Origin of the sequence: Mesorhizobium sp. M0771 (assembly GCF_040320155.1) — a bacterium.
In the GTDB taxonomy this organism is placed as follows: domain Bacteria; phylum Pseudomonadota; class Alphaproteobacteria; order Rhizobiales; family Rhizobiaceae; genus Mesorhizobium.
Window position 1 is genome coordinate 48,274 of sequence record NZ_JAMYPC010000014.1, and the last position, 19,964, is coordinate 68,237.

Below are 19,964 nucleotides of genomic sequence, written 5' to 3' on the forward strand. Positions count from 1 at the left end.
TTATCTCAAACCGTCCTCATCCATCCCGCCAAGCGATGTGCCGCTTCCTCGAGCTGGTCGAGGCGGCGGTGGAAGCACAGGCGCAAAAACGCCTCTCCGCCAGGGCCGAAGGCGGTGCCCGGCGCCAGGCCGACATTGGCCTTGTCGACGATGTCGAAAGCAGCCCGGCGCGGATCGGTGATGCCGTCGACCGTGAAAAACAAATAGAACGCGCCTTGCGGCACGGTGAAGCGCGCTTTGCCGGTTGCGCCTAGAATATCGCAGACCAGGTCGCGCGCCTTTCGCGCCCGCTCAACCTGTTCGACGATGAACGCATCACCGTGGTCCAGCGCCGCGACGGCGCCGCGCTGCATGAACTGGGCGACGCCTGAGGTCGAATACTGGATCAGGTTCTCGAACACCTGCTGCAGCTCGGGATGGGTCTTGATCCAGCCGACGCGCCAGCCGGTCATCGCCCAGTTCTTGGAAAAGGAGTTGACGAACAGGATGCGGTCTTCCGCGGTCGAAATGTCGAGGAAGGACGGCGCACGGCCGTGGCCGTAGTGGAACAGCGAATAGATCTCGTCGGCGATGATCCACAGGCCCTTTTGGCGGGCGAGATTCAGGATCGCCTGCAGCGTTTCCTTATCGGCCGTCCAGCCGGTGGGGTTCGATGGCGTGTTGACGAACAGCGCCTTGGTGCGCGGCGTCACCGCAGCTGCAATCTTGTCGACATCGCAGGACCAGCCATTGCCCGACTGGTCGAGCGTGACCGCAACCGGGGTAGCGCCGGAAATACCGGCGGCGGCGGCGAAATTCGGCCAGGCCGGGGAGAGATAGACCACCTCGTCGCCGCTGCCGGCGACCGCGGCTAATGCCAACTGAATGGCATGCATGCCGGAACCGGTGGCGATGAATTCCTCTTCGGCGAAGCTCTTGCCGAAATGCCTGGCATAGTAGCGAGAAAGCGCTTGCCTCAGCTCCGGAATGCCTTTCTGCCAAGTATAGAAGGTCTCGCCATTGGCGAGCCCCTTGGCGGCGGCTTCCGAAATGAAGGCAGGCGTCGGCAAATCGCCTTCACCGGCCCAGAGCGGGATCATGCCCTCGCGCGTACGGCCGTAATTGACGACGGCGACAATGCCGCTTTCGGGGGCGGCCACCGCTTCGCCGCGCAAGCTATCGATCAGGGTCATGGACAGATCCGTTTTGATGTCTGCTTTGATGCATGTCGTTATCCCAGAACCGCTGCACACTTCTGGGCGACATGCATTGGCGGATGCTCTTAGCAGATGCGGCAACAGAAAACCCCGGCCGCGAACGACCGGGGTTTTGGTCCAGAAATCTGGCCTTGTCTATTTCCTGGCGAGGAGATCGCGAATTTCGGTGAGCAGTGCGACGTCAGCCGGCGGCGGAGCCGCAGGTGCGGCCGGCTTCTCCCGCTCGAGCCGCTTGCGCATGTTGTTCACGGCCTTGACCATCAGGAAGATGATGAAAGCCAGGATGACGAAATTCAGCGCCACGGTGATAAAATTGCCGTAGGCGAACACCGCGCCTTCCTTACGCGCGTCGGCAAGATTGGTCGAATGCACTGTTGATGAGAGGCCTATGAAGTAGTTGGAAAAGTCGACGCCACCAAGTGCGCCGATGAAAGGCATGATGATGTCGTTGACAAGAGAATCGACGATCTTGCTGAAGGCCGCGCCGATGATGACGCCGACCGCAAGGTCCATCACATTTCCTTTGGAAATGAATTCCTGGAATTCTTTCAGCATTCGACCCTCCTTGTCATGACGGACCGCGCTGCCGCCGTCCCTCCGGCGTCGGCCCGTGCGCACCATAACAAAAACCTGCGGTTGCAACAGAAGCAAAAGTTGGAAAACACCGCTTTCTCCTTACCTTGGTTCACGGTTCGACAGGGCAGCGTCGCGACCATGCGCCGAAAGCCGCGATGGACTTGACCTTAGAGCTGTGATTGCCTCTGGGCAGGCCGGGGTGAAAGCTGGCCGAGGAGGATTTTCGGGCCGTGCAGGGCTGGTTCATCGTCATCATTGCCGTCGCCTATGTGACGCTGCTGTTCGCCATCGCTAGCCTTGGCGACCGGCGGTCGACGGCGTCGGGACCCGGCCACGCCCGGCCCTTCATCTATGCACTCAGCCTCGCCATCTACTGCACCTCCTGGACCTTTTTCGGCTCGGTCGGCCTGTCCTCCGAGCGCGGCCTCGAATTTCTCGGCATCTATACCGGCCCGGTGCTGGTGTTCGTGTTCGGCTTTCCGCTGCTCAATCGCATCGTGCGGCTGGCCAAGAGCGAGAAGATCACCTCGATCGCCGACTTCCTGGGCGCCCGCTATGGCAAGAGCTTTGCCGTCTCGGCGATCGCCACGCTGATCGCCACCATCGGCGCGGTGCCCTATATCGCACTGCAATTGAAGGCGATCTCCGGTTCGGTCGGCCTGATGGTCGAGCATTATACGGGATCGCCGCCCTCCTTCGATCCCTTCGTCAGCGACATCTCGCTGGTGGTGGCCATGCTCTTGGCGCTGTTTGCGGTGCTGTTCGGCACCCGCCATGCCGACGCCACCGAGCACCAGGACGGGCTGGTGCTGGCGGTGGCGGTCGAAACGGTGGTCAAGCTCGCCGCCTTCCTGGCGATCGGCCTGATGGTCACCTTCCTGATCTTCGGTGGCCCGGGCGACATGATCGACAAGCTGGCCGAAAACAGCCAGGTGCGGCAAGCCATGGGCTACAACACCTCGCTCGCCACCTGGCTGGTGCTGACTTGCCTGAGCGGCTTTGCCATTATCATGCTGCCGCGCCAGTTCTACGTCACCATCGTCGAGAACCGCGGCGAGGCCGAACTGCGCACCGCGACCTGGGTGTTTCCGCTCTATCTCGTGGCGATAAACCTGTTCGTGCTGCCGATCGCCTTCGCCGGCCTGGCGCTGGTCGGCGCCAAAACCACCAGTGACCTCTATGTGCTGGCGCTGCCCTTGTTCGGCGGCCATGACTTCCTCGCCATGGCCGCCTTCATCGGTGGGCTGTCGGCGGCGACCGCCATGGTGATCGTCGAAAGCGTGGCGCTGTCGATCATGATCTCCAACGACCTCGTCATCCCGCTGTTCGTGCGCCGCCTGCTCAAGACCACGACCTCTGAGAATGAGGATTGGTCGACGCTGATCCTCAACGTGCGGCGCGGCGCCATCTTCATCCTGTTGTTCATCGCCTTCCTCTACTACCGCGAAAGCACCAACTCGGCGCGGCTGTCGTCGATCGGCCTGATGTCGTTCGCGGCAATCGCCCAATTCGCGCCGGCGCTGATCGGCGGGCTGATCTGGCGCGGCGCCAATGGCCGCGGCGCGGCCCTTGGCATGGTCGCCGGCATCCTCGTCTGGGGCTATACGCTGCTTTTGCCGTCGCTCTCGGCAGCCGACGCGGACATCGTCGTGCAGGGGTTGTTCGGTTTCGAGGCGCTGCGGCCGCAGGCTCTGTTCGGCACCGTCGCCGAACCGTTGAACCACGGCGTGCTCTGGAGCCTGTCGGTCAACACGCTGTTCTTCGTGCTCGGCTCGCTGTCGCGCGCGTCAGTGCCGCTGGAGCGGATCCAGGCGTCGATCTTCGTGCCGCGCGAATCCGGCCCGATGCCCAGCCTGCGCCGCTTCCGCACCGCCATCACCGTCAACGTGCTGAAGGACACCATCTCGCGCTACCTCGGCGTCGAGCGCACCGAGCGCTCCTTCCAATCCTTCGAGAAAAGCAATGGCGTCTCGCTGCACGGCAATGAGCAGGCCAGCATGGATGTCATCCGCTTTTCCGAGCAGCTGCTGGCGAGCGCGGTCGGCTCGTCTTCGGCGCGGCTGATCCTGTCGCTGCTGTTTCGCCGCAACGACCGCGAGTCCAAGGACGCCTTTCGCCTGCTCGACGACGCCACCGAAGCGCTGCAGCACAATCGCGACCTGCTGCAGATCGCGCTCGACCAGATGGAGCAGGGCATCACCGTATTCGACCGCGATTTTCGTCTGATCTGCTGGAACAGACAATATCGCGCGCTGTTCGACCTGCCCGACGAGATGGGCCAGGTCGGCGTGTCGCTCGACCGCATCCTGCGCCACCTCGCCGAGCGCGGCGATATTCCGGCCGACCAGCGCGTGGCGATGCTCAACCGGCTGACCAGCTTCGTCAGCCCATGGCAGATGGAGTTGAAGACCAGTGGCCGTATCCTCGAACTGCGCTCCAACCCGATGCCGGACGGCGGAATCGTCGCCACCTATGCCGACATATCAGGACGCGTCGAACAGGATTTGGCGCTGAAGCGGGCCAATGAATCGCTGGAGCAGCGGGTCAAGACGCGGACCATCGAACTGACTAGGGTTAACGAGGAGTTGACCCGGGTCAATGAGGAGCTGGCGCAGGCGCAGATGCTGGCCGAGGAGGCCAATCTGGGCAAGACGCGCTTCCTCGCCGCCGCCGGCCACGACATCCTGCAGCCGCTGAACGCCGCCCGTCTCTACTGCTCGTCGCTGATCGAAAAGGCCGGCAAGGGCCCGGCCGGGAAGGCTGCTATCAACATCGAATCCTCGCTGGAATCGGTCGAAACGATCCTGGGCGCCGTGCTCGACATTTCCCGCCTCGACGCCGGCGCGATGAAACCCGATGACAGCGCCTTCCGCCTGGACGGGCTGCTGCGCCAGATCGGCAATGATTTTCAGCCGCTCGCCGCCGAAAAGAAACTCGATCTGACGATCATAGCCTCGTCGCTCAGCGTGTTGACGGACCGCAACCTGCTGCGCCGGCTGATCCAGAACCTGGTCTCCAACGCCATCAAATACACCCCCCATGGCCGCATCCTGGTCGGCGTGCGACGGCGCGGCGAACTCGCCGAAATCCAGGTGATCGACACTGGCATCGGCATTGCCGGCGACAAGCTGAACACGGTCTTCAACGAGTTCACCCGGCTGGACGAAGGCGCGCGCGAGGCCGAAGGTCTCGGCCTTGGCCTGTCCATCGTCGACCGCATCGCGCGGGTGCTGCGGCTCGAGATCCAGATCTTTTCCAACCCGGGCAAGGGTACGCGCTTTTCCGTTATCCTGCCGGTTGCGGCGGTTGAGGCGCCGCGGCGCGAGGTCGAGCCGAAGGCGCCTGCCCGCACCGCGAATTCGCTGGCCGGCCTGCGCGTCATGTGCATCGACAACGACGCCCGCATCCTCGACGGCATGCGGCTTCTGCTCGAGGGCTGGGGCTGCAGCATCGGCACGTTTTCGGGTTCGGAGGATTTTGGCAGGGCCGATCGTCCCGACATCGTGCTTGCCGACTATCATCTCGATGGCAGAAGCGGCCTCGACATCATCGCCCGCCTGCGTGACATCCATGGTTCGGACCTGCCGGCCGTGCTGGTCACCGCCGACCGCTCCACCGAGGTCCGTGCCGCTGCCGCCGCCCTGGACGTGCCGGTGATCAACAAGCCGCTGAAGCCGGCCGTGCTGCGTTCCATGATGGCAAGGGTCAGGCCGCTGGCATCGGCGGCCGAGTAGGGTTCAATGCATGTCGCCCAGAAGTGTGCCCCGGTTCTGGGACCACGACATGCATCGAACAAGAGCTAAAGCGGGTCGCATGAATCCGTTCAGCGCGATGCGCTTTAGCCTGCTGGCTGCAACGGATCGCTGCCGATCTTGGACAGCTGGATCACCGCCTGGGTGCGGCTGTCGACGCCGAGCTTTTGCAGGATGGCCGAGACATGCGCCTTGACCGTCGCTTCGGAGACGCTGAGTTCGTACGCGATCTGCTTGTTGAGCAGGCCTTCGGCCAGCATGCCGAGGACACGCGTCTGCTGCGGCGTCAGCGCCTGCAGCCGCTTGATCAGGTCGGATATTTCGGGGTCGCGCTCGACGCCGAGGTCGATGCCGACGGGTGCTGCGATGTCGCCGGCCAGCACCGTCTGCACGGCGCTGCGGATTTCCTCCATGCTGGCCGATTTGGAGATGAAACCGGACGCGCCGAGATCGAGCGCGCGCCGGATGGTCACCGGGTCGTCGTGCGCCGACACCACCACCAGCGGCACCGCCGGGTGGATGCCGCGCAACGCGATCAGACCGGACAGGCCGCTGGCGCCCGGCATCGACAGGTCGAGCAGCACCAGGTCGACATCCTCATTGGCCACGACCAGGGCCTTGGCGCTTTCGAAATCGCCGGCCTCGTGAATGGCGGCGACATCGCCGACGCCGGCAAGCGCCTCTTTCAAGGCGCCGCGGAACAGCGGATGGTCGTCGGCAATGACGAAGGTGTAGCCCGACGGCAAATGTTCCTCCCCAAATCCCGTTGTTGCCCAAACTTCGTTATCGATTGACGGCTTTTACGGGATCGGACGATTATGCGGCGAAGCGCTTTGTTTTCAAGCGGCAATGGCCGGACGGCACTTTGCGCCGGGCAGCTCAGGTCTTTTGCGAGTTGAGCTTGGCGCCGTCGCCATTGTCCTTGTCCATCTCCTTGACGATGCCCATGAAGCCACGCAGCATGCGCTCCATATAGCTCATCGTCTTGTCGAAATCCTCTTCGCTCGGCAATTTCGACTCGAGACGGGCCGACAGCGAATTCTCCAACCTGGCGACGCGTTCGTCCATTGCCTTCATCGAGGCCTGCAAACGGTCGACTTCGTCCTGGAAGGCGGCGCGTTCGTCGGCGGCCATCTTGCAGACGAGCTGGCCGGAGCGCTCCTCGCAGATCGACATGGCGCCGGTCCGGGTATCCATGCGGACATAGCCGTTGGCCGTTTTCTCCAGCCGGTAGCGGTCGGTCTCTTCGGACCAGGCCGACGCCGCGACCAGCGAGACCAGTGCGGCGGGGATCAGTATGTGCTGCAGACGCATGTTCCATCCTCCACGAGCCAGTATGCGCAACCTATCACAGCTTTGCGCCGTAAATGCGGACGAGTTGCCCTTCCCCGCATGATCGGTTCGGATTATAGCGCAACCATGTCTCAGATTATCTACAAGATCGCGCCCGAAGCGCTTTGGCGCGAGGCCGAGAAAAACGGCCGTTTCACCGGCGCTCCGATCGATATCGCCGACGGCTTCATCCATTTCTCCACCGCTGATCAGGTCAGGGAGACGGCGGCGAAGCATTTCGCCGGCCAGATGGATTTGCTGCTGATCGCCATCGACGGGGCGCTGCTCGGTGACGCGCTGAAATACGAGGTCTCGCGGGGCGGCGCGCTGTTCCCGCATCTCTATGGCGTGCTCGATATGAGCGCCGTGCTGTGGGTGCGGCCACTGCCGCTCGGGGCCGACGGCGCCCATCAATTCCCGGCGCTGGAGGCCGAATGATCGTGTTCGATCGCATCGGCCAGAAACTGCTGTTCACCTTCGATCCGGAAACGGCGCATGGCATGTCGATCGCGGCGCTGCGATGCGGTCTGCCGGTCGGCGCGCGGACGGTGCGCGACGACAGGTTGAAGCTCAGCCTCTGTGGCATCGCCTTCCCCAATCCGCTCGGCATGGCCGCAGGCTACGACAAGAACGCCGAGGTGCCCGACGCGCTGCTTGGCCTCGGCTTCGGCTTTGCCGAAGTCGGCACCGTGACGCCGCTGCCGCAGGCCGGCAATCCGAAGCCGCGCATTTTCCGGCTGACGGAGGATGATGCGGTGATCAACCGCCTGGGCTTCAACAATGAGGGCCACGAGGCGGCGGAAAAACGCCTTGCCGCGCGCCAGGGACGCGGCGGCATTGTCGGCGTCAACATCGGCGCCAACAAGGACAGCGCCGATCGTGTCCGTGACTATGAGTTGGGCGTTTCCCGTTTTGCGAAATACGCCAGCTATCTCACCGTCAACATCTCGTCGCCCAACACGCCCGGCCTGCGCACCATGCAGGCGCGCGAACAGCTCGGCGAACTGTTGTCTCGGGTCATGTCGGTGCGTGCAGCAGCTTCGGCGCAGCCGCCCCTCTTCCTCAAGATCGCGCCCGATCTGGTCGAGGCCGAGCTTGAAGACATCGCCGCCGAAGTCAGCGAGAAGCAGATTGACGGCGTCATCGTCTCCAACACGACGCTGGCGCGAACCGGATTGCGTAGCACAAGCGGCGAGACCGGCGGTCTCTCGGGAAAACCGCTGTTCGAGCGTTCGACCATCGTGCTGGCCAAGATGCGTCGGCTGCTCGGGCCGGAGCGCGCCGTCATCGGCGTCGGCGGCGTCGATTCCACTGATGCCGCGCTGGAGAAAATCCGCGCCGGCGCCGACCTCGTGCAGCTCTATACCGGCATGGTCTATGCCGGGCCGGCGCTGCCGGGGCGCATCCTTGCCGGGATGGTGCGATTTGCCGACAAGGAGCGGCTGAAATCATTGCGCGAACTGCGCGACAGCCGGCTCGATCAGTGGGCTGCCAGGCCGCTCTAAAACGCCGTGCGCAACCGGAGCCGCAGGATGGCCAGCAGGCTGAAGCCGCGCACCAGCAGGAAGACGTGCAGCGCCGCCCACAGGCCGTGATTGCCGAGAGACGGCGCCAAGCTGAACAATGCGGCGCTGAAGGCCAGGAACGACACCAGCATCATGTTGCGCATCTCGCGCGACCAGGTAGCGCCGATGAAGACGCCGTCCATCTGGAAGGCCAGCACGCCGCTCAGCGGTGTCAGTGCCGCCCACGGCAGATAGATGTCGGCAACAGCACGAACATCCGGCGACGTGGTGATCAACGAAATCAGGCCGGCGCCGCCGAGCCAGAAGATCAGCGTGGCGGTTCCGGCGAGGCCGAACCCCCAGAATAAGGTCAGACGTACCGCCCGGCGGAACGCCGTCTCGGCACGTGCGCCGATCGCGCGTCCCGCCAACTGTTCGGCCGCGGTGGCGAAACCGTCGAGAAAATAGCCGGCGACGAGGAAGAAGTTCATCAGCACGGCATTGGCGGCCAGCGTCAGCGTGCCGAACTGCGCGCCCTGGCGGGTGAACAGCGCGAAAGCGGCGAGCAGCGAGAACGAGCGGATCATGATATCGCGGTTGAGCGACAGCATGCGCAGGAAAGCGGGCATGTCGAGCAGGCGATGCCGCGGCAGGCGGGGTGCGGCCCGGAAGCGCCAGACAACGATGGCGAGACCCAGCAGCATGGCCAGACATTCGCCGGTGACGGTCGCCCAGGCCACGCCGGCGACGCCCCAGCCAAGCTTCAGGCCGAGCAGGATGCAAAGCACGATGTTGATGCCGTTGAGCACCGCCTGCAGCATCAGCCCAAGCCCGCCCTCGCCGCGTCCAAGGACATAGCCGAGGATGGCGTAGTTGATCAGCGTGAAGGGGGCGGCGAGCATTCTGATGTGGATATAGACGCCCATCGCCTCGCCGACGCGCGCTTCGCCGCCGATGAATTTCTGGCCGGCGATGGCAATCAGCGGCGCAAGGACGACAAGCACGATGCCGGCGGCGACCGCGATCAGCACGGCGCGCCAGAACACCGCCTGCTCCTCGGTTTCGTCGCCGCGCCCAAACGCCTGGGCGACGAGGCCGGTGGTGCCGGAGCGCAGGAAATTGAAGGTGCTGAAGACGACGTCGAAGACCAGGGCCCCGGCCGCCAGGCCGCCGAGCAGGGCGGCATCGCCGAACTGCCCGACCACCGCCGTGTCGACGATGCCGAGCAGCGGCGTCGTCAGATAGGCGAGCGTCATCGGCACGGCGATGGCGAGCACCGAACGGTTGGTGACGGCGAAGGGTCTCGCGTCGGCTGGGGTTGCACCCGTGTCCAGGGGATTGCTGCCTTGCTGGTTGCGGCTTGATCGAACAGCCGATGTGCCCCATTTTCCCGCCACCGCGCAATCACTCTTGCCGTGACGGCCAACCGAAATGTTCTTCTGGCGCGAGCCCGCCGGATCCCAGTACTGGTTTTAAGCAATTCCCAAAGGGAAGCGCTACGCGCTTCTCCCGGGAAAACCGCTGCACACTTTTCCTGGAATTGCTTTAGCCATGCCCCTGCAGATCGTCCATCATCCCGACTACGATGCCGGCTTCGCCGTCAATCATCGCTTTCCGATGAGCAAATATCCGCTGCTGATGCAGGCCTTGCATATCAGGGGCCTGATCCATGCCGGGGCGCTGTGGATGCCCGAGCCGGCGCCGGCCTCCTGGCTGAAGCTCGCCCATGCGGCTGATTATGTCGACCAGGTCATCACGTGTTCAGTGCCTGAAAAGATCGAGCGCGAGATCGGCTTTCCCGTGGGACTGCGCGTTTCGCTCAGGGCGCAACTCGCCGCCGGCGGCACGGTGCTGGCGGCGCGACTGGCGCTTATCAATGGCATTGCCTGCAACAGCGCCGGCGGCAGCCACCATGCGCGGCGCGCGCAAGGCGCGGGCTTCTGCACCTTCAACGATGTTGCCGTCGCTTCGCTGGTGCTGCTAGCCGAAGACGCGGTGAAAAACATCCTGATCGTCGATCTCGATGTGCATCAGGGCGACGGCACGGCGGATATACTGAGAGACGAACCACGCGCCTTCACCTTCTCCATGCATGGCGGACGCAATTATCCGGTGCGCAAGATTGCCTCCGATCTCGACGTTGCCCTGCCGGACGGCACCGGCGATGGCGCCTATCTCGAACGGCTGGGTGTCCTCCTGCCGGAGCTCTCGGCCAAGGCGCACTGGGACATCGTCTTCTACAATGCCGGTGTCGACGTGCATGCCGAGGACCGGCTCGGCCGGCTATCGCTCAGCGATGACGGCGTGCGTGCCCGCGACGCCATGGTGATCGGTCATTTCCGCGCGCTGGGCATCCCGGTCTGCGGTGTCATCGGCGGCGGCTATTCGACCGATGTCGCAGCGCTCGCGGCGCGCCACGCCATCCTGTTCGAGGTGGCGTCGGACTTTGCCTGAGTGGCCTTTGGTTTGAGCACAATCTTTTCCGAAAACCGGTTTCCACTTTTCGGGATCGTGGTCCGCTTCACTTCCGGTAGTTCGCGAGCCTGAGCAGGATGAACACCGGCACGACGATCGCGGCGCCGAGCAGGATATAGCCCAAGAAGCGATAGACCGCGTTGAAGCCGAGGTTCCAAAGATCGATGAAGAAACCCTGGATGCGGTAGAAGACGTCCATCGGCGTCCAGCCGAACGCATTCATGACCAGGCCGACCAGGAACGACACGACCAGCAGCTTGACGATCACCCTGACGGGCGAGTCACCGAGAAAGCGCGTCACTGTGGACAAGGGGCCTGCCTCCAGATTGGTTTGCCCGGATTCGGGGTACAAACCCACGAATACGCACTTGCTGCGCCCGCATCAAGGCGGGCGGACGGCGCAATCGGTCGGGTTTCCAACAGCCGTTTCCGAACAGCTGTCCAAGGGCGATTGCCCGAAGCACGCCCATCATGATATCGAGAGGCCGACGCGGGTATGATGTAATGGTAGCTTGTCAGCTTCCCAAGCTGAACGCGAGGGTTCGATTCCCTCTACCCGCTCCAGTTCCTATCCCACTTCCCGCAAGATAAAATCGTGCAGCATCTTGGCTGCCGGCGACAGCACGCGGTTCTTCACCGTGATCAGGCTGTAGGGGCGGACCTCGATGTCGAACTCGGTCTGGACGACATCGATGGCGCCGGCGAGACCGTCGGGGTTCTGGATGAATTTTGCCACCTGGATCGACACCGGGGCGATGGCGTCGGACTGCGCCACCATGACCAGTGTGAGCAGCAGCGACGAGGTGTTGAGGATGCGGTCCGGCAGGGCGATGTTGCGGTTCAGGAAATTGCTCTCCATCGCCTGGCGCAGCGGCGACCCGCCCGACTGGAACACCCAGTCGAAGGCGGCGGTGTCCTCCAGCCTCACCGCCTTCCCATTGTTTAGAGGATGGCCGTTGCTCAGCGGGTGGCCTCGGCGCACGATCAGGCAGGCCTTCTCGACGCCGATGACGCGCGATTCGAACAGGCGCGGATTGAGGTCTTCGGGGACACGGGCGATGATGAAATCATGGCGCGTGGCGATCAGTTCGCGCGCCAGCACATTCGACGTCTCGACCTGCATGGTAATCTCGATGCGCGGATAGAGGCGGCGTATCTCGCGGATCGCCGGGACCGCCAGTTCGATCGCCGGCGCCGTCACCGCGCCAAGGAACACCGAGCCGCCCTTGCCGGCCTTGAGCTCCGATATTTCGCGGTCGGCCTCGCGCATTTCGAGCAGGATCGAGCGCGCGCGCCGGGCCAGCGCCTTGCCGTAAGGGGTGAGCGTGATGCCGCGCGGCAGCCTTTCGCAGAGCTTCACCTCGAGCACCGCTTCCATCTCGGAAATCATGCGCGAGGCCGCCGGCTGCGAGATGTTCATCACCTGGGCGGCAGCACTCACCCGACCGTGATCGTCGAGTGCTGCGATCATGCGCATGTGACGCAGGCTCAAGCCGCTACGCAGAAGTGTCTCGCCATCGCCCGGCAATTCATCGTAACCGCTTGAAATTCCCTGAGGACCTCGTAAAGCCGCCATGCCTTTTCCCGCTTCCGCCACTGTTCCAGCCCGGTTTAGTCATATACCGGTTTTGGTATAGCAACCACCGAAGATCGCATTTGACAGTTATGGCAAAGGGTCACACTTTCGCGCGTCCTCAAGACTTGACGGTCGATGACGAGCAAAATCGTATCGATTTAAATCTGAGGGCCGATTGGGAGGATACCGGAGATCGATTATGACGGCGGCGGCGCTTTGGCGCATCCGCCCGACTGCGCGGCCCGCGAAGCCCCGAGGTGTCGCGTCCATCAACCAGGGAGAGTTTTACGTGAAAATCATCAAGACACTGGCCGCCGTCGCGGCCCTTGGCATCGCTGCCATGACCTACTCGGCGCATGCAGCCGACAAGGGTCTTGTCGGCGTGCTGATGCCGACCAAGACCTCGCAGCGCTGGATCAATGACGGCGATGCCGTCAAGTCCCAGCTCGAAGCTCTCGGCTACACGGTCGACCTGCAGTACGCTCAGGACGACATCCCCAACCAGCTCAGCCAGCTGGAAAACGAAATCACCAAGGGCCCGAAGGCGCTGATCATCGCTTCGATCGACGGCACGACCCTGTCGGACGCGCTGCAGAAGGCCGCTGACGCCGGCGTCGTCGTCGTCGCCTATGACCGCCTGATCAAGAAGACCGCCAATGTCGATTACTACACCACCTTCGACAATTTCGGCGTCGGCGTGATCCAGGCGAACTCGCTGGTCAAGGGTCTCAAGGAGCGCTTCCCGAACACCAAGCCGTGGAACGTCGAACTGTTCGGCGGCTCGCCGGACGACAACAACGCATTCTTCTTCTACAACGGCGCAATCTCGGTGCTGCAGCCGCTGATCGATGACGGCTCGATCAAGATCAAGTCCGGCCAGACCGGCATGGACAAGGTCGGCACGCTGCGCTGGCTCGCCGCCACCGCCCAGGCGCGCATGGACAACCTGCTGTCGGCCAACTACTCGGACGGCAGCCGCGTCGATGGCGTTCTTTCGCCCTATGACGGCCTGTCGCGCGGCATCACCGCTTCGCTGCGCGCCGTGGGTTACGGCACCGACGCCCAGCCGTGGCCGATCGTGACCGGCCAGGACGCCGAGACTGCTTCGGTCAAGCTGATCATCACGGGCGAGCAATACTCGACCGTGTTCAAGGACACCCGCGAACTGGCCAAGGCCACCGTCGAGCTCGTCGACAAGGTGCTCTCGGGCGGCAAGCCGGACGGCCTCGACGAAAAGACCTACAATAACGACGTCAAGGTCGTCCCCTCGATCCTTTTGACGCCGCATGAGGTCGACAAGTCGAACTACCAGGCACTGGTCGTCGACTCCGGCTACATCAAGGCCGACGAACTGAAGTAATCCGTTTATAAAGACAGGGGTCCTGCGCGACGCAGGACCCCTGTCCGTTCACAAGCGACCCCGGTATTGTTTCTACCGGACTTAGTTTGCGTGCATGTCGTTGTCTCAAACCGCAAGCACTTTGGAGCGACATGCAACAGGAGGAGCTTGCCCTGATGACGACGATTTTGGAGATGCGCGACATCACCAAGACGTTCCCCGGCGTGAAGGCGCTGTCGAACGTCAACCTCAGCGTCGAAGAAGGCGAGATCCACGCCGTGGTTGGCGAGAACGGCGCCGGCAAGTCGACGCTGATGAAGGTCCTGTCGGGCGTCTATCCCGCCGGCACCTATGACGGCCAGATCATTTTTCAGGGTCAGGAATGCCAGTTCAAAGGTATCCATGACAGCGAACACAAGGGCATCGTCATCATCCACCAGGAGCTAGCGCTGGTGCCGATGCTGTCGATCACCGAAAATATCTTCCTCGGCAACGAAAACGCCCGATACGGCGTCATCGACTGGGATGCCAACGAGGCGCGCACCGCTGCCCTGTTGAAGAAGGTGGGCCTCAAGGAGGACCCCAAGACACTGATCACCAATATCGGCGTCGGCAAGCAGCAGCTGGTCGAGATCGCCAAGGCGCTGAGCAAGGACGTCAAGCTTTTGATCCTCGACGAGCCGACCGCGTCGCTCAGCGAGAAAGACAGCCAGGCGCTGCTCGATCTTCTGCTCGAATTCAAGCGCCAAGGCATGACCTCGATCCTGATCTCGCACAAGCTCAACGAGATCAACCGGGTCGCCGACAAGGTAACCGTCATCCGTGACGGGCGCACCATCGAGACGCTGGCCAAGAAGGATATCTCCGAAGACCGCATCATCACCTCGATGGTCGGCCGTTCGCTAGACGACCGCTATCCGCCGCGCGAGCCCAAGATCGGCGAAGTCGTGTTCGAGGTGAAGAACTGGTCGGTCTATCACCCGCTCCATGCCGAGCGACAGGTGATCAAGGGCATCGACATCAATGTGCGCAAGGGCGAGGTGGTCGGCATCGCCGGGCTGATGGGCGCCGGCCGCACCGAATTCGCCATGAGCCTGTTCGGCCGCTCCTATGGCCGCCGCATCACCGGCGAAGTGCTGCTCAAGGGCAAGCCGGTCGATGTCTCCTCGGTAAGCAAGGCGGTCCAACACGGCATCGCCTATGTCACCGAGGACCGCAAAACCTACGGCCTCAACCTTATCGACCATATCAAGCATAACATTACGCTGGCCAATCTCGACGGCGTGTCGCGCCACAGCGTGATCGACGACATGCGCGAGCTTGCGGTCGCCAACGACTATCGCAAGAAGACCAATATCCGTGCGTCAAGCGTCTATCAGATGACCGGCAATCTTTCCGGCGGCAACCAGCAGAAGGTGGTGCTGTCGAAATGGTTGTTTGCCGACCCTGACGTGCTGATCCTCGACGAGCCGACACGCGGCATCGATGTCGGCGCCAAATATGAAATCTACACGATCATCGCGCGCCTTGCCTCGGAGGGTAAGGCGATCGTGGTCATCTCGTCGGAAATGCCGGAATTGCTGGGGATTACCGACCGCATCTACGTCATGAACGAAGGGCGCATGGTGGGCGAAATGCCGGCGGCGGAAGCAAGCCAGGAAAAGATAATGCGCGCCATCGTCCGGGGAGAAGGAAAAGCAGCATGAGCACCGAAAGCGCCCCCGCCCCGCAGGGCAACGTCGCCGACGAACAGCGCCCGCGCATCGCCGTCTCGGCGCTGGCGACGAATTTACGCGAATACGGACTGATCATAGCCCTGATCGTCATCATGCTGTTCTTCCAGTTCACCACGTCGGGGACGTTGTTCAAGCCGGTCAACCTCAGCAATCTGGTGCAGCAGAACTCCTTCATCATCGTGATGGCGCTGGGCATGCTGCTGGTGATCGTATCGGGCTATATCGACCTCAGCGTCGGATCGGTCGCCGGTTTCATTGGCGCGCTGGCGGCAAACATGATGGTCATCTGGCAACTCGGACCGCTGAGCAATCCCCTGGTGGTTTCGATCGTCTGCCTGGTCGCGGGTGGCCTGATCGGCGCCGCGCAAGGGTATTGGATCGCCTATCACCGGATACCGAGCTTCATTGTCACGCTGGCCGGCATGCTGATCTTCCGCGGCATTTGCCAGGCGTTGCTTGGCGGCGGCTCGTCGGTGGGTCCGCTTCCCGACGACTTCAAGATGCTCAGCTCCGGCTTCATCCCGGATGTGATCGGCCCACTGACGCTCGTCCCGCCGGTCGTGAACGCAGCCGGCAAGACCATCATGGGCAGCGGCGTGACCCTGCACATGACGACGGTCGTGCTGGGGCTGATCGCCGTGCTCGCCTATGCCTATTTCGGGGTCCGCACCCGGCGCAAACGAGAACGCCATGGTTATGAGGCCGAGCCCTTCACCCTGTTCGTCGTCAAGACGCTGGTCGCCAGCGCGCTGGCGCTGTTCCTGGTCTATGAGTTTGCCAGCTACCGCGGCCTGCCCGTGGTGCTGCTGGTCATGGGCGTGCTGATCACGCTGTTCGTCTTCGTCACCAAGCGCATGACCATCGGGAGGCGCATCTACGCCATGGGCGGCAATCCCAAGGCGGCGCAGCTGTCGGGCATCAACACCGAGCGGCTGACGCTGATGGTGTTCATCAATATGGGCGTGCTGTCGGCGCTTGGCGGCCTGATCATCGCGGCTCGTCTCGGCCAGGCGGTGCCGGCGGCGGGTCTCGGCTCGGAGCTCGACGTCATCGCCGCCGTGTTCATCGGCGGCGCCTCGGCGATGGGCGGCGTCGGCCAGGTTATCGGGGCGGTCGTCGGCGGCTTCATCATGGGCGTGATGAACAACGGCATGTCGATCATGGGCGTCAATGTCGACTGGCAGCAGGTGGTCAAAGGCCTGGTGCTGCTCGGCGCCGTGATCTTCGACGTCTACAACAAGAACAAGGCCTGACAAGCTTCAGCGAGGCAAGCAGGAGGCATACGGTCGCGGCGCAGCCGGCAAGTTGTCGGCATAAGAAGTCCCCCGAGGGATGGAGCTCGCGAGCGCAATCCGGACGAAGAGTTCAACCCGTGGCGCGGCGAGGTCCGAGCCGCGCAGGTCAAGGTTTGCCAAGGGGCAACCCGGCCAAGGCACATGAGAGAGGATTTCATCATGCTAATCTCCCAGATCCTCGACGACGCCGAGACCATCCGCGTCGTCGCCCGCAATGGCGGCGGCAAGACCAGGATCATCAACGGCGCCCGCAGCGTCTATTCGCTGGCCATGGAAGCCGCGCGCACCGGAACGGGCCTCGCCGCGCTGATCGAGCGCAAGGGGTTCGGTGAAGCGATAGACCTCGACGCCGTCTACAAGAAGGGCCGGCTGGTGTCGCCGATCAACCATCCCGATCCTGCGCATCTGCATCTGACCGGCACCGGCCTGACCCATCTCGGCTCGGCGGCGACGCGCGATTCCATGCACAAGAAGCTCAGCGATGGCGGCGAGGAGCAGCTTACCGATTCCATGAAGATGTTCCGCATGGGGCTCGAAGGCGGCAAGCCGGCCAAGGGCCAGACCGGCGTGCAGCCGGAATGGTTCTACAAGGGCAACGGCACCATGGCGGTGGCGCCGGGCGCCGCACTGATGTCGCCGGCCTTCGCGCAGGACGCCGGCGAGGAGCCGGAAATCGCCGGCATCTATGTCATCGGCGACGACGGCGCGCCGTTCCGCGTCGGCTTCACGCTGTCGAACGAGTTTTCCGATCATGTTACCGAGCGGGTGAACTATCTGTTCCTGGCACATTCCAAACTGCGCAACGCCTCGTTCGGGCCGGAAATCCTGATCGGCGACCTGCCGGCCGACGTCAGGGGCTCATCGCGAATCTATCGCGACAGCAATTTGCTGTGGGAAAAGCCGTTCCTGTCGGGCGAAGCGAACATGTCGCACACAATCGCCAATCTCGAACATCATCACTTCAAATATTCGGCCTTCCGCCAGCCGGGCGACGTGCATGTGCACATGTTCGGCACGGCGACGCTGTCCTTTGCCGACGGCATCAAGACTCAGGCCGGCGACGTGTTCGAGATCGAGGCCGGGGATTTCGGCCTGCCGCTGCGCAACCCGCTGGAGATCGAGCAGCCGGTGAAGGTGGCGGTGAAGGCGCTTTGAGACGTAATCTCCCCTTGAGGGGGGAGATTGGCAGCGCCCACCGTCAATAAATATCGAAGTCGAAATACTTGGCCTGGATCTTCTTGTAAGTGCCGTCGGCGACGATGGCGTCTATCGCCGCATTCAGCTTGTCGCGCAGCGCCGTGTCTTCCAGGCGGACAGCGATGCCGGCTTGCGTCTCGGTGCCCTTGACGTCGCCGACAAGCTTGCAGCAGCCTTCGCTCGCCTTCTTCAGCCAGTCCATCAGCACGAACTTGTCGGAGATGACGGCGTCGAGACGGCCGTTCTGCAGGTCGGTGATCGCCTCTTCCTGGGTGGGGTAGAGTTTCGCCTCGGCGCCGGCCTTGCCATAGGCGTCCTGCGCATAGTCGGCCTGGGTGGTCGAGGCCTGCGCGCCCACCGTCTTGCCGGCAAGGGCTGCCGGTTCGGTGGAAGTGAGGTCGCTGTCCTTGGGCGCCACCAGCGCCAGCGGCGTCGTGTAGTATTTGTTGGTGAAGGCGACCTGTTTCTTGCGCTCCTCGGTGATGCTCATCGAGGCGATGATGGCGTCGAACTTTTTCGCCTGCAGCGCCGGGATGATGCCGTCCCAGTCCTGGGTGACGATCTCGCACTCGACCTTCATCTGCGCACACAGCGCATTGGCAATGTCGATGTCGAAGCCCTCGATCTTGCCGTCCGCGGTGATGGTGTTGAAGGGCGGATAAGCGCCCTCGGTGCCGATCTTCAATTTCTCCTGCGCCTCAGCCAGCGAGCCGGCCGATATCACCAGCATGGCAGCGCCCGCTGCCGATATGATCCATCTTGAAATCTGCATTTTGGTTCCCCTTGCGCGCCGTTCTCTTGCCGGCCACCGAAAGGCAGCCAAGCATGGTGAGGCAGCGCAGGCAAGTATTTTGCCTGACGGTGATCGAAGGTTCAGCCGGCGGGGCGGAAATGCTTGGAGAGCTTGAGGCCTTGCGCCTGGTAATTCGAGCCGAGATCGGTGCCGTAAAGCGCCTGCGGCCGCTTCAGCATGTGTTCGTAGACCAGCCGGCCGACGATCTGGCCGTGGTCGAGGATGAACGGCACTTCGTGGCTGCGCACTTCGAGCACCGCCCGGCTGCCGGTGCCGCCTGAGGCCGAATGGCCGAAGCCCGGATCGAAGAAGCCGGCATAGTGAACACGGAATTCGCCAACCAGCGGATCGAAGGGCGTCATCTCGGCGGCGTAGAGCGGCGGCACGTGCACGGCTTCGCGGCTGACCAGGATGTAGAACTCGTCCGGGTCGAGCACCAGTTCGCCGGCGCCGCTCTTATAGAGCGGCTCCCAGAAATCGACGGCATCCTGGGCGGCGCGCTTGTCGACATCGACCAAGCCGGTGTGATGCTTGCCGCGATAGCCGACCAGGCCGTTCTGGTCGCCGTCAAGATCGATCGACAGCGCAATGCCGCCGCCGGAAATGTTGGGCGGCTCGGTCGCCACCAGCATCTCGGCGCGGTGCAATTCGTTCAGTTCTGCCTCCGACAACAGCGCGTTGCCGGTGCGAAAGCGGATCTGCGACAGCCTCGATCCGGCGCGTACGACGATCGGGAAGGTGCGTGGACTGACTTCGAGATAAAGCGGCCCGTGATAGCCGGGGGCGATCTTGTCGAACTCATGGCCGCGATCGGTCATCACCCGGGTGAAGATGTCGAGCCGGCCGGTCGAGCTCTTCGGGTTGGCCGAGGCCGACACGTTTGCGGGCAGCGCCAGGCTTTCGAGCAGCGGCACGATGTAGACGCAGCCGGTTTCCAGCACCGCGCCCTCGGCGAGACTGAACTCATGCAATTTCAGCCGGTGAAGCTTGTCGGCCACCAGATGATCGGGACCCGGCAGGAAGGAGGCGCGCACGCGAAAAGCCTTGTTGCCGAGCCTCAGATCGAGGCTCGCCGGCTGCACCTGGTCGACATCGAGCGCGCGCGGCGACTCCAGCGCGCCGGACTGAAACAGCGCGGAAATGTCCTGATCGGGAAGAATGCCTGTCTGCCGCAAAAGGCTGGCTCCGCTCC

The 19,964-nt window shown here is 63.1% G+C and carries 17 protein-coding genes and 1 tRNA gene; 9 read left to right on the top strand and 9 right to left on the bottom strand.

The annotated features are described in order from the left end of the window. Positions 1-5: 5 nt before the first annotated feature. Positions 6-1,172 carry a pyridoxal phosphate-dependent aminotransferase gene (locus NKI05_RS20745; protein WP_023806884.1) on the bottom strand — a complete coding sequence of 389 codons (1,167 nt, stop codon included), beginning with the start codon at positions 1,170-1,172 and terminating at the stop codon, positions 6-8. Between the two features lie 159 nt (positions 1,173-1,331). Next, a complete protein-coding gene (mscL, locus tag NKI05_RS20750; protein WP_023681933.1) occupies positions 1,332-1,751 on the bottom strand; it encodes a large conductance mechanosensitive channel protein MscL in 420 nt (139 codons plus the stop codon). A gap of 251 nt (positions 1,752-2,002) precedes the next feature. Here mscL and NKI05_RS20755 point away from each other — a divergent pair, with 251 nt between their 5' ends. After that, positions 2,003-5,506 (top strand): PAS domain-containing hybrid sensor histidine kinase/response regulator, encoded by a 3,504-nt coding sequence (locus NKI05_RS20755; RefSeq protein WP_023806885.1) that lies wholly within the window; start codon positions 2,003-2,005, stop codon positions 5,504-5,506. A gap of 104 nt (positions 5,507-5,610) precedes the next feature. On the opposite strand, the gene NKI05_RS20760 is transcribed toward NKI05_RS20755, so the two are convergent. Next, positions 5,611-6,270, bottom strand: a complete 660-nt coding sequence (locus NKI05_RS20760; RefSeq protein ID WP_023806886.1) for a response regulator transcription factor — start codon at positions 6,268-6,270, stop codon at positions 5,611-5,613. 133 nt (positions 6,271-6,403) lie between these two features. Beyond that, positions 6,404-6,838 carry a hypothetical protein gene (locus tag NKI05_RS20765; protein ID WP_023816195.1) on the bottom strand — a complete coding sequence of 145 codons (435 nt, stop codon included), beginning with the start codon at positions 6,836-6,838 and terminating at the stop codon, positions 6,404-6,406. Between the two features lie 105 nt (positions 6,839-6,943). On the opposite strand from NKI05_RS20765, the gene NKI05_RS20770 reads away from it, so the two are divergent. After that, positions 6,944-7,294 carry a DUF952 domain-containing protein gene (locus NKI05_RS20770; protein ID WP_023669645.1) on the top strand — a complete coding sequence of 117 codons (351 nt, stop codon included), beginning with the start codon at positions 6,944-6,946 and terminating at the stop codon, positions 7,292-7,294. Beyond that, positions 7,291-8,361 (top strand): quinone-dependent dihydroorotate dehydrogenase, encoded by a 1,071-nt coding sequence (locus NKI05_RS20775; RefSeq protein WP_023740731.1) that lies wholly within the window; start codon positions 7,291-7,293, stop codon positions 8,359-8,361. The genes NKI05_RS20770 and NKI05_RS20775 overlap by 4 nt, the downstream gene beginning before the upstream one ends. Here the strand turns inward: NKI05_RS20775 and NKI05_RS20780 are convergent. Beyond that, a complete protein-coding gene (locus NKI05_RS20780; protein ID WP_023746699.1) occupies positions 8,358-9,695 on the bottom strand; it encodes an MATE family efflux transporter in 1,338 nt (445 codons plus the stop codon). The genes NKI05_RS20775 and NKI05_RS20780 overlap by 4 nt on opposite strands. A 217-nt stretch (positions 9,696-9,912) precedes the next feature. Here NKI05_RS20780 and NKI05_RS20785 point away from each other — a divergent pair, with 217 nt between their 5' ends. Next, a complete protein-coding gene (locus tag NKI05_RS20785) occupies positions 9,913-10,815 on the top strand; it encodes a histone deacetylase family protein (RefSeq protein ID WP_023816194.1) in 903 nt (300 codons plus the stop codon). A 67-nt stretch (positions 10,816-10,882) separates the two neighbouring features. Here the strand turns inward: NKI05_RS20785 and NKI05_RS20790 are convergent, their stop codons facing one another. Next, on the bottom strand, positions 10,883-11,146 hold the full coding sequence (locus tag NKI05_RS20790) for a DUF6460 domain-containing protein (protein ID WP_023696688.1): 264 nt from the start codon (positions 11,144-11,146) through the stop codon (positions 10,883-10,885). A gap of 180 nt (positions 11,147-11,326) precedes the next feature. Here NKI05_RS20790 and NKI05_RS20795 point away from each other — a divergent pair. After that, positions 11,327-11,400 (top strand) — tRNA-Gly (locus NKI05_RS20795). Between the two features lie 4 nt (positions 11,401-11,404). On the opposite strand, the gene NKI05_RS20800 is transcribed toward NKI05_RS20795, so the two are convergent. Next, positions 11,405-12,412 carry a LysR family transcriptional regulator gene (locus tag NKI05_RS20800; protein WP_023681942.1) on the bottom strand — a complete coding sequence of 336 codons (1,008 nt, stop codon included), beginning with the start codon at positions 12,410-12,412 and terminating at the stop codon, positions 11,405-11,407. Positions 12,413-12,701: 289 nt separating this feature from the next. On the opposite strand from NKI05_RS20800, the gene chvE reads away from it, so the two are divergent. The 4 genes from chvE (at position 12,702) to araD1 (ending at position 17,937) form a co-directional block, all read left to right on the top strand. Beyond that, complete coding sequence (gene chvE / locus NKI05_RS20805) at positions 12,702-13,772, top strand: multiple monosaccharide ABC transporter substrate-binding protein (protein ID WP_023681943.1); 1,071 nt, start codon at positions 12,702-12,704, stop codon at positions 13,770-13,772. A 152-nt stretch (positions 13,773-13,924) separates the two neighbouring features. Next, positions 13,925-15,457 carry a multiple monosaccharide ABC transporter ATP-binding protein gene (gene mmsA / locus NKI05_RS20810; RefSeq protein ID WP_027049369.1) on the top strand — a complete coding sequence of 511 codons (1,533 nt, stop codon included), beginning with the start codon at positions 13,925-13,927 and terminating at the stop codon, positions 15,455-15,457. Continuing rightward, a complete protein-coding gene (gene mmsB, locus NKI05_RS20815) occupies positions 15,454-16,740 on the top strand; it encodes a multiple monosaccharide ABC transporter permease (RefSeq protein WP_023669637.1) in 1,287 nt (428 codons plus the stop codon). The genes mmsA and mmsB overlap by 4 nt, the downstream gene beginning before the upstream one ends. A gap of 201 nt (positions 16,741-16,941) precedes the next feature. Beyond that, positions 16,942-17,937 (top strand): AraD1 family protein, encoded by a 996-nt coding sequence (gene araD1 / locus NKI05_RS20820; RefSeq protein WP_023669636.1) that lies wholly within the window; start codon positions 16,942-16,944, stop codon positions 17,935-17,937. A 43-nt stretch (positions 17,938-17,980) separates the two neighbouring features. On the opposite strand, the gene NKI05_RS20825 is transcribed toward araD1, so the two are convergent. Both NKI05_RS20825 and NKI05_RS20830 read right to left on the bottom strand, forming a co-directional pair. Next, a complete protein-coding gene (locus NKI05_RS20825; RefSeq protein WP_023669635.1) occupies positions 17,981-18,751 on the bottom strand; it encodes an ABC transporter substrate-binding protein in 771 nt (256 codons plus the stop codon). Positions 18,752-18,852: 101 nt separating this feature from the next. Continuing rightward, positions 18,853-19,947, bottom strand: coding sequence for a 2'-deoxycytidine 5'-triphosphate deaminase (locus tag NKI05_RS20830; RefSeq protein WP_023681946.1), 1,095 nt, complete (start codon positions 19,945-19,947; stop codon positions 18,853-18,855). Between the last annotated feature and the right edge of the window lie 17 nt (positions 19,948-19,964).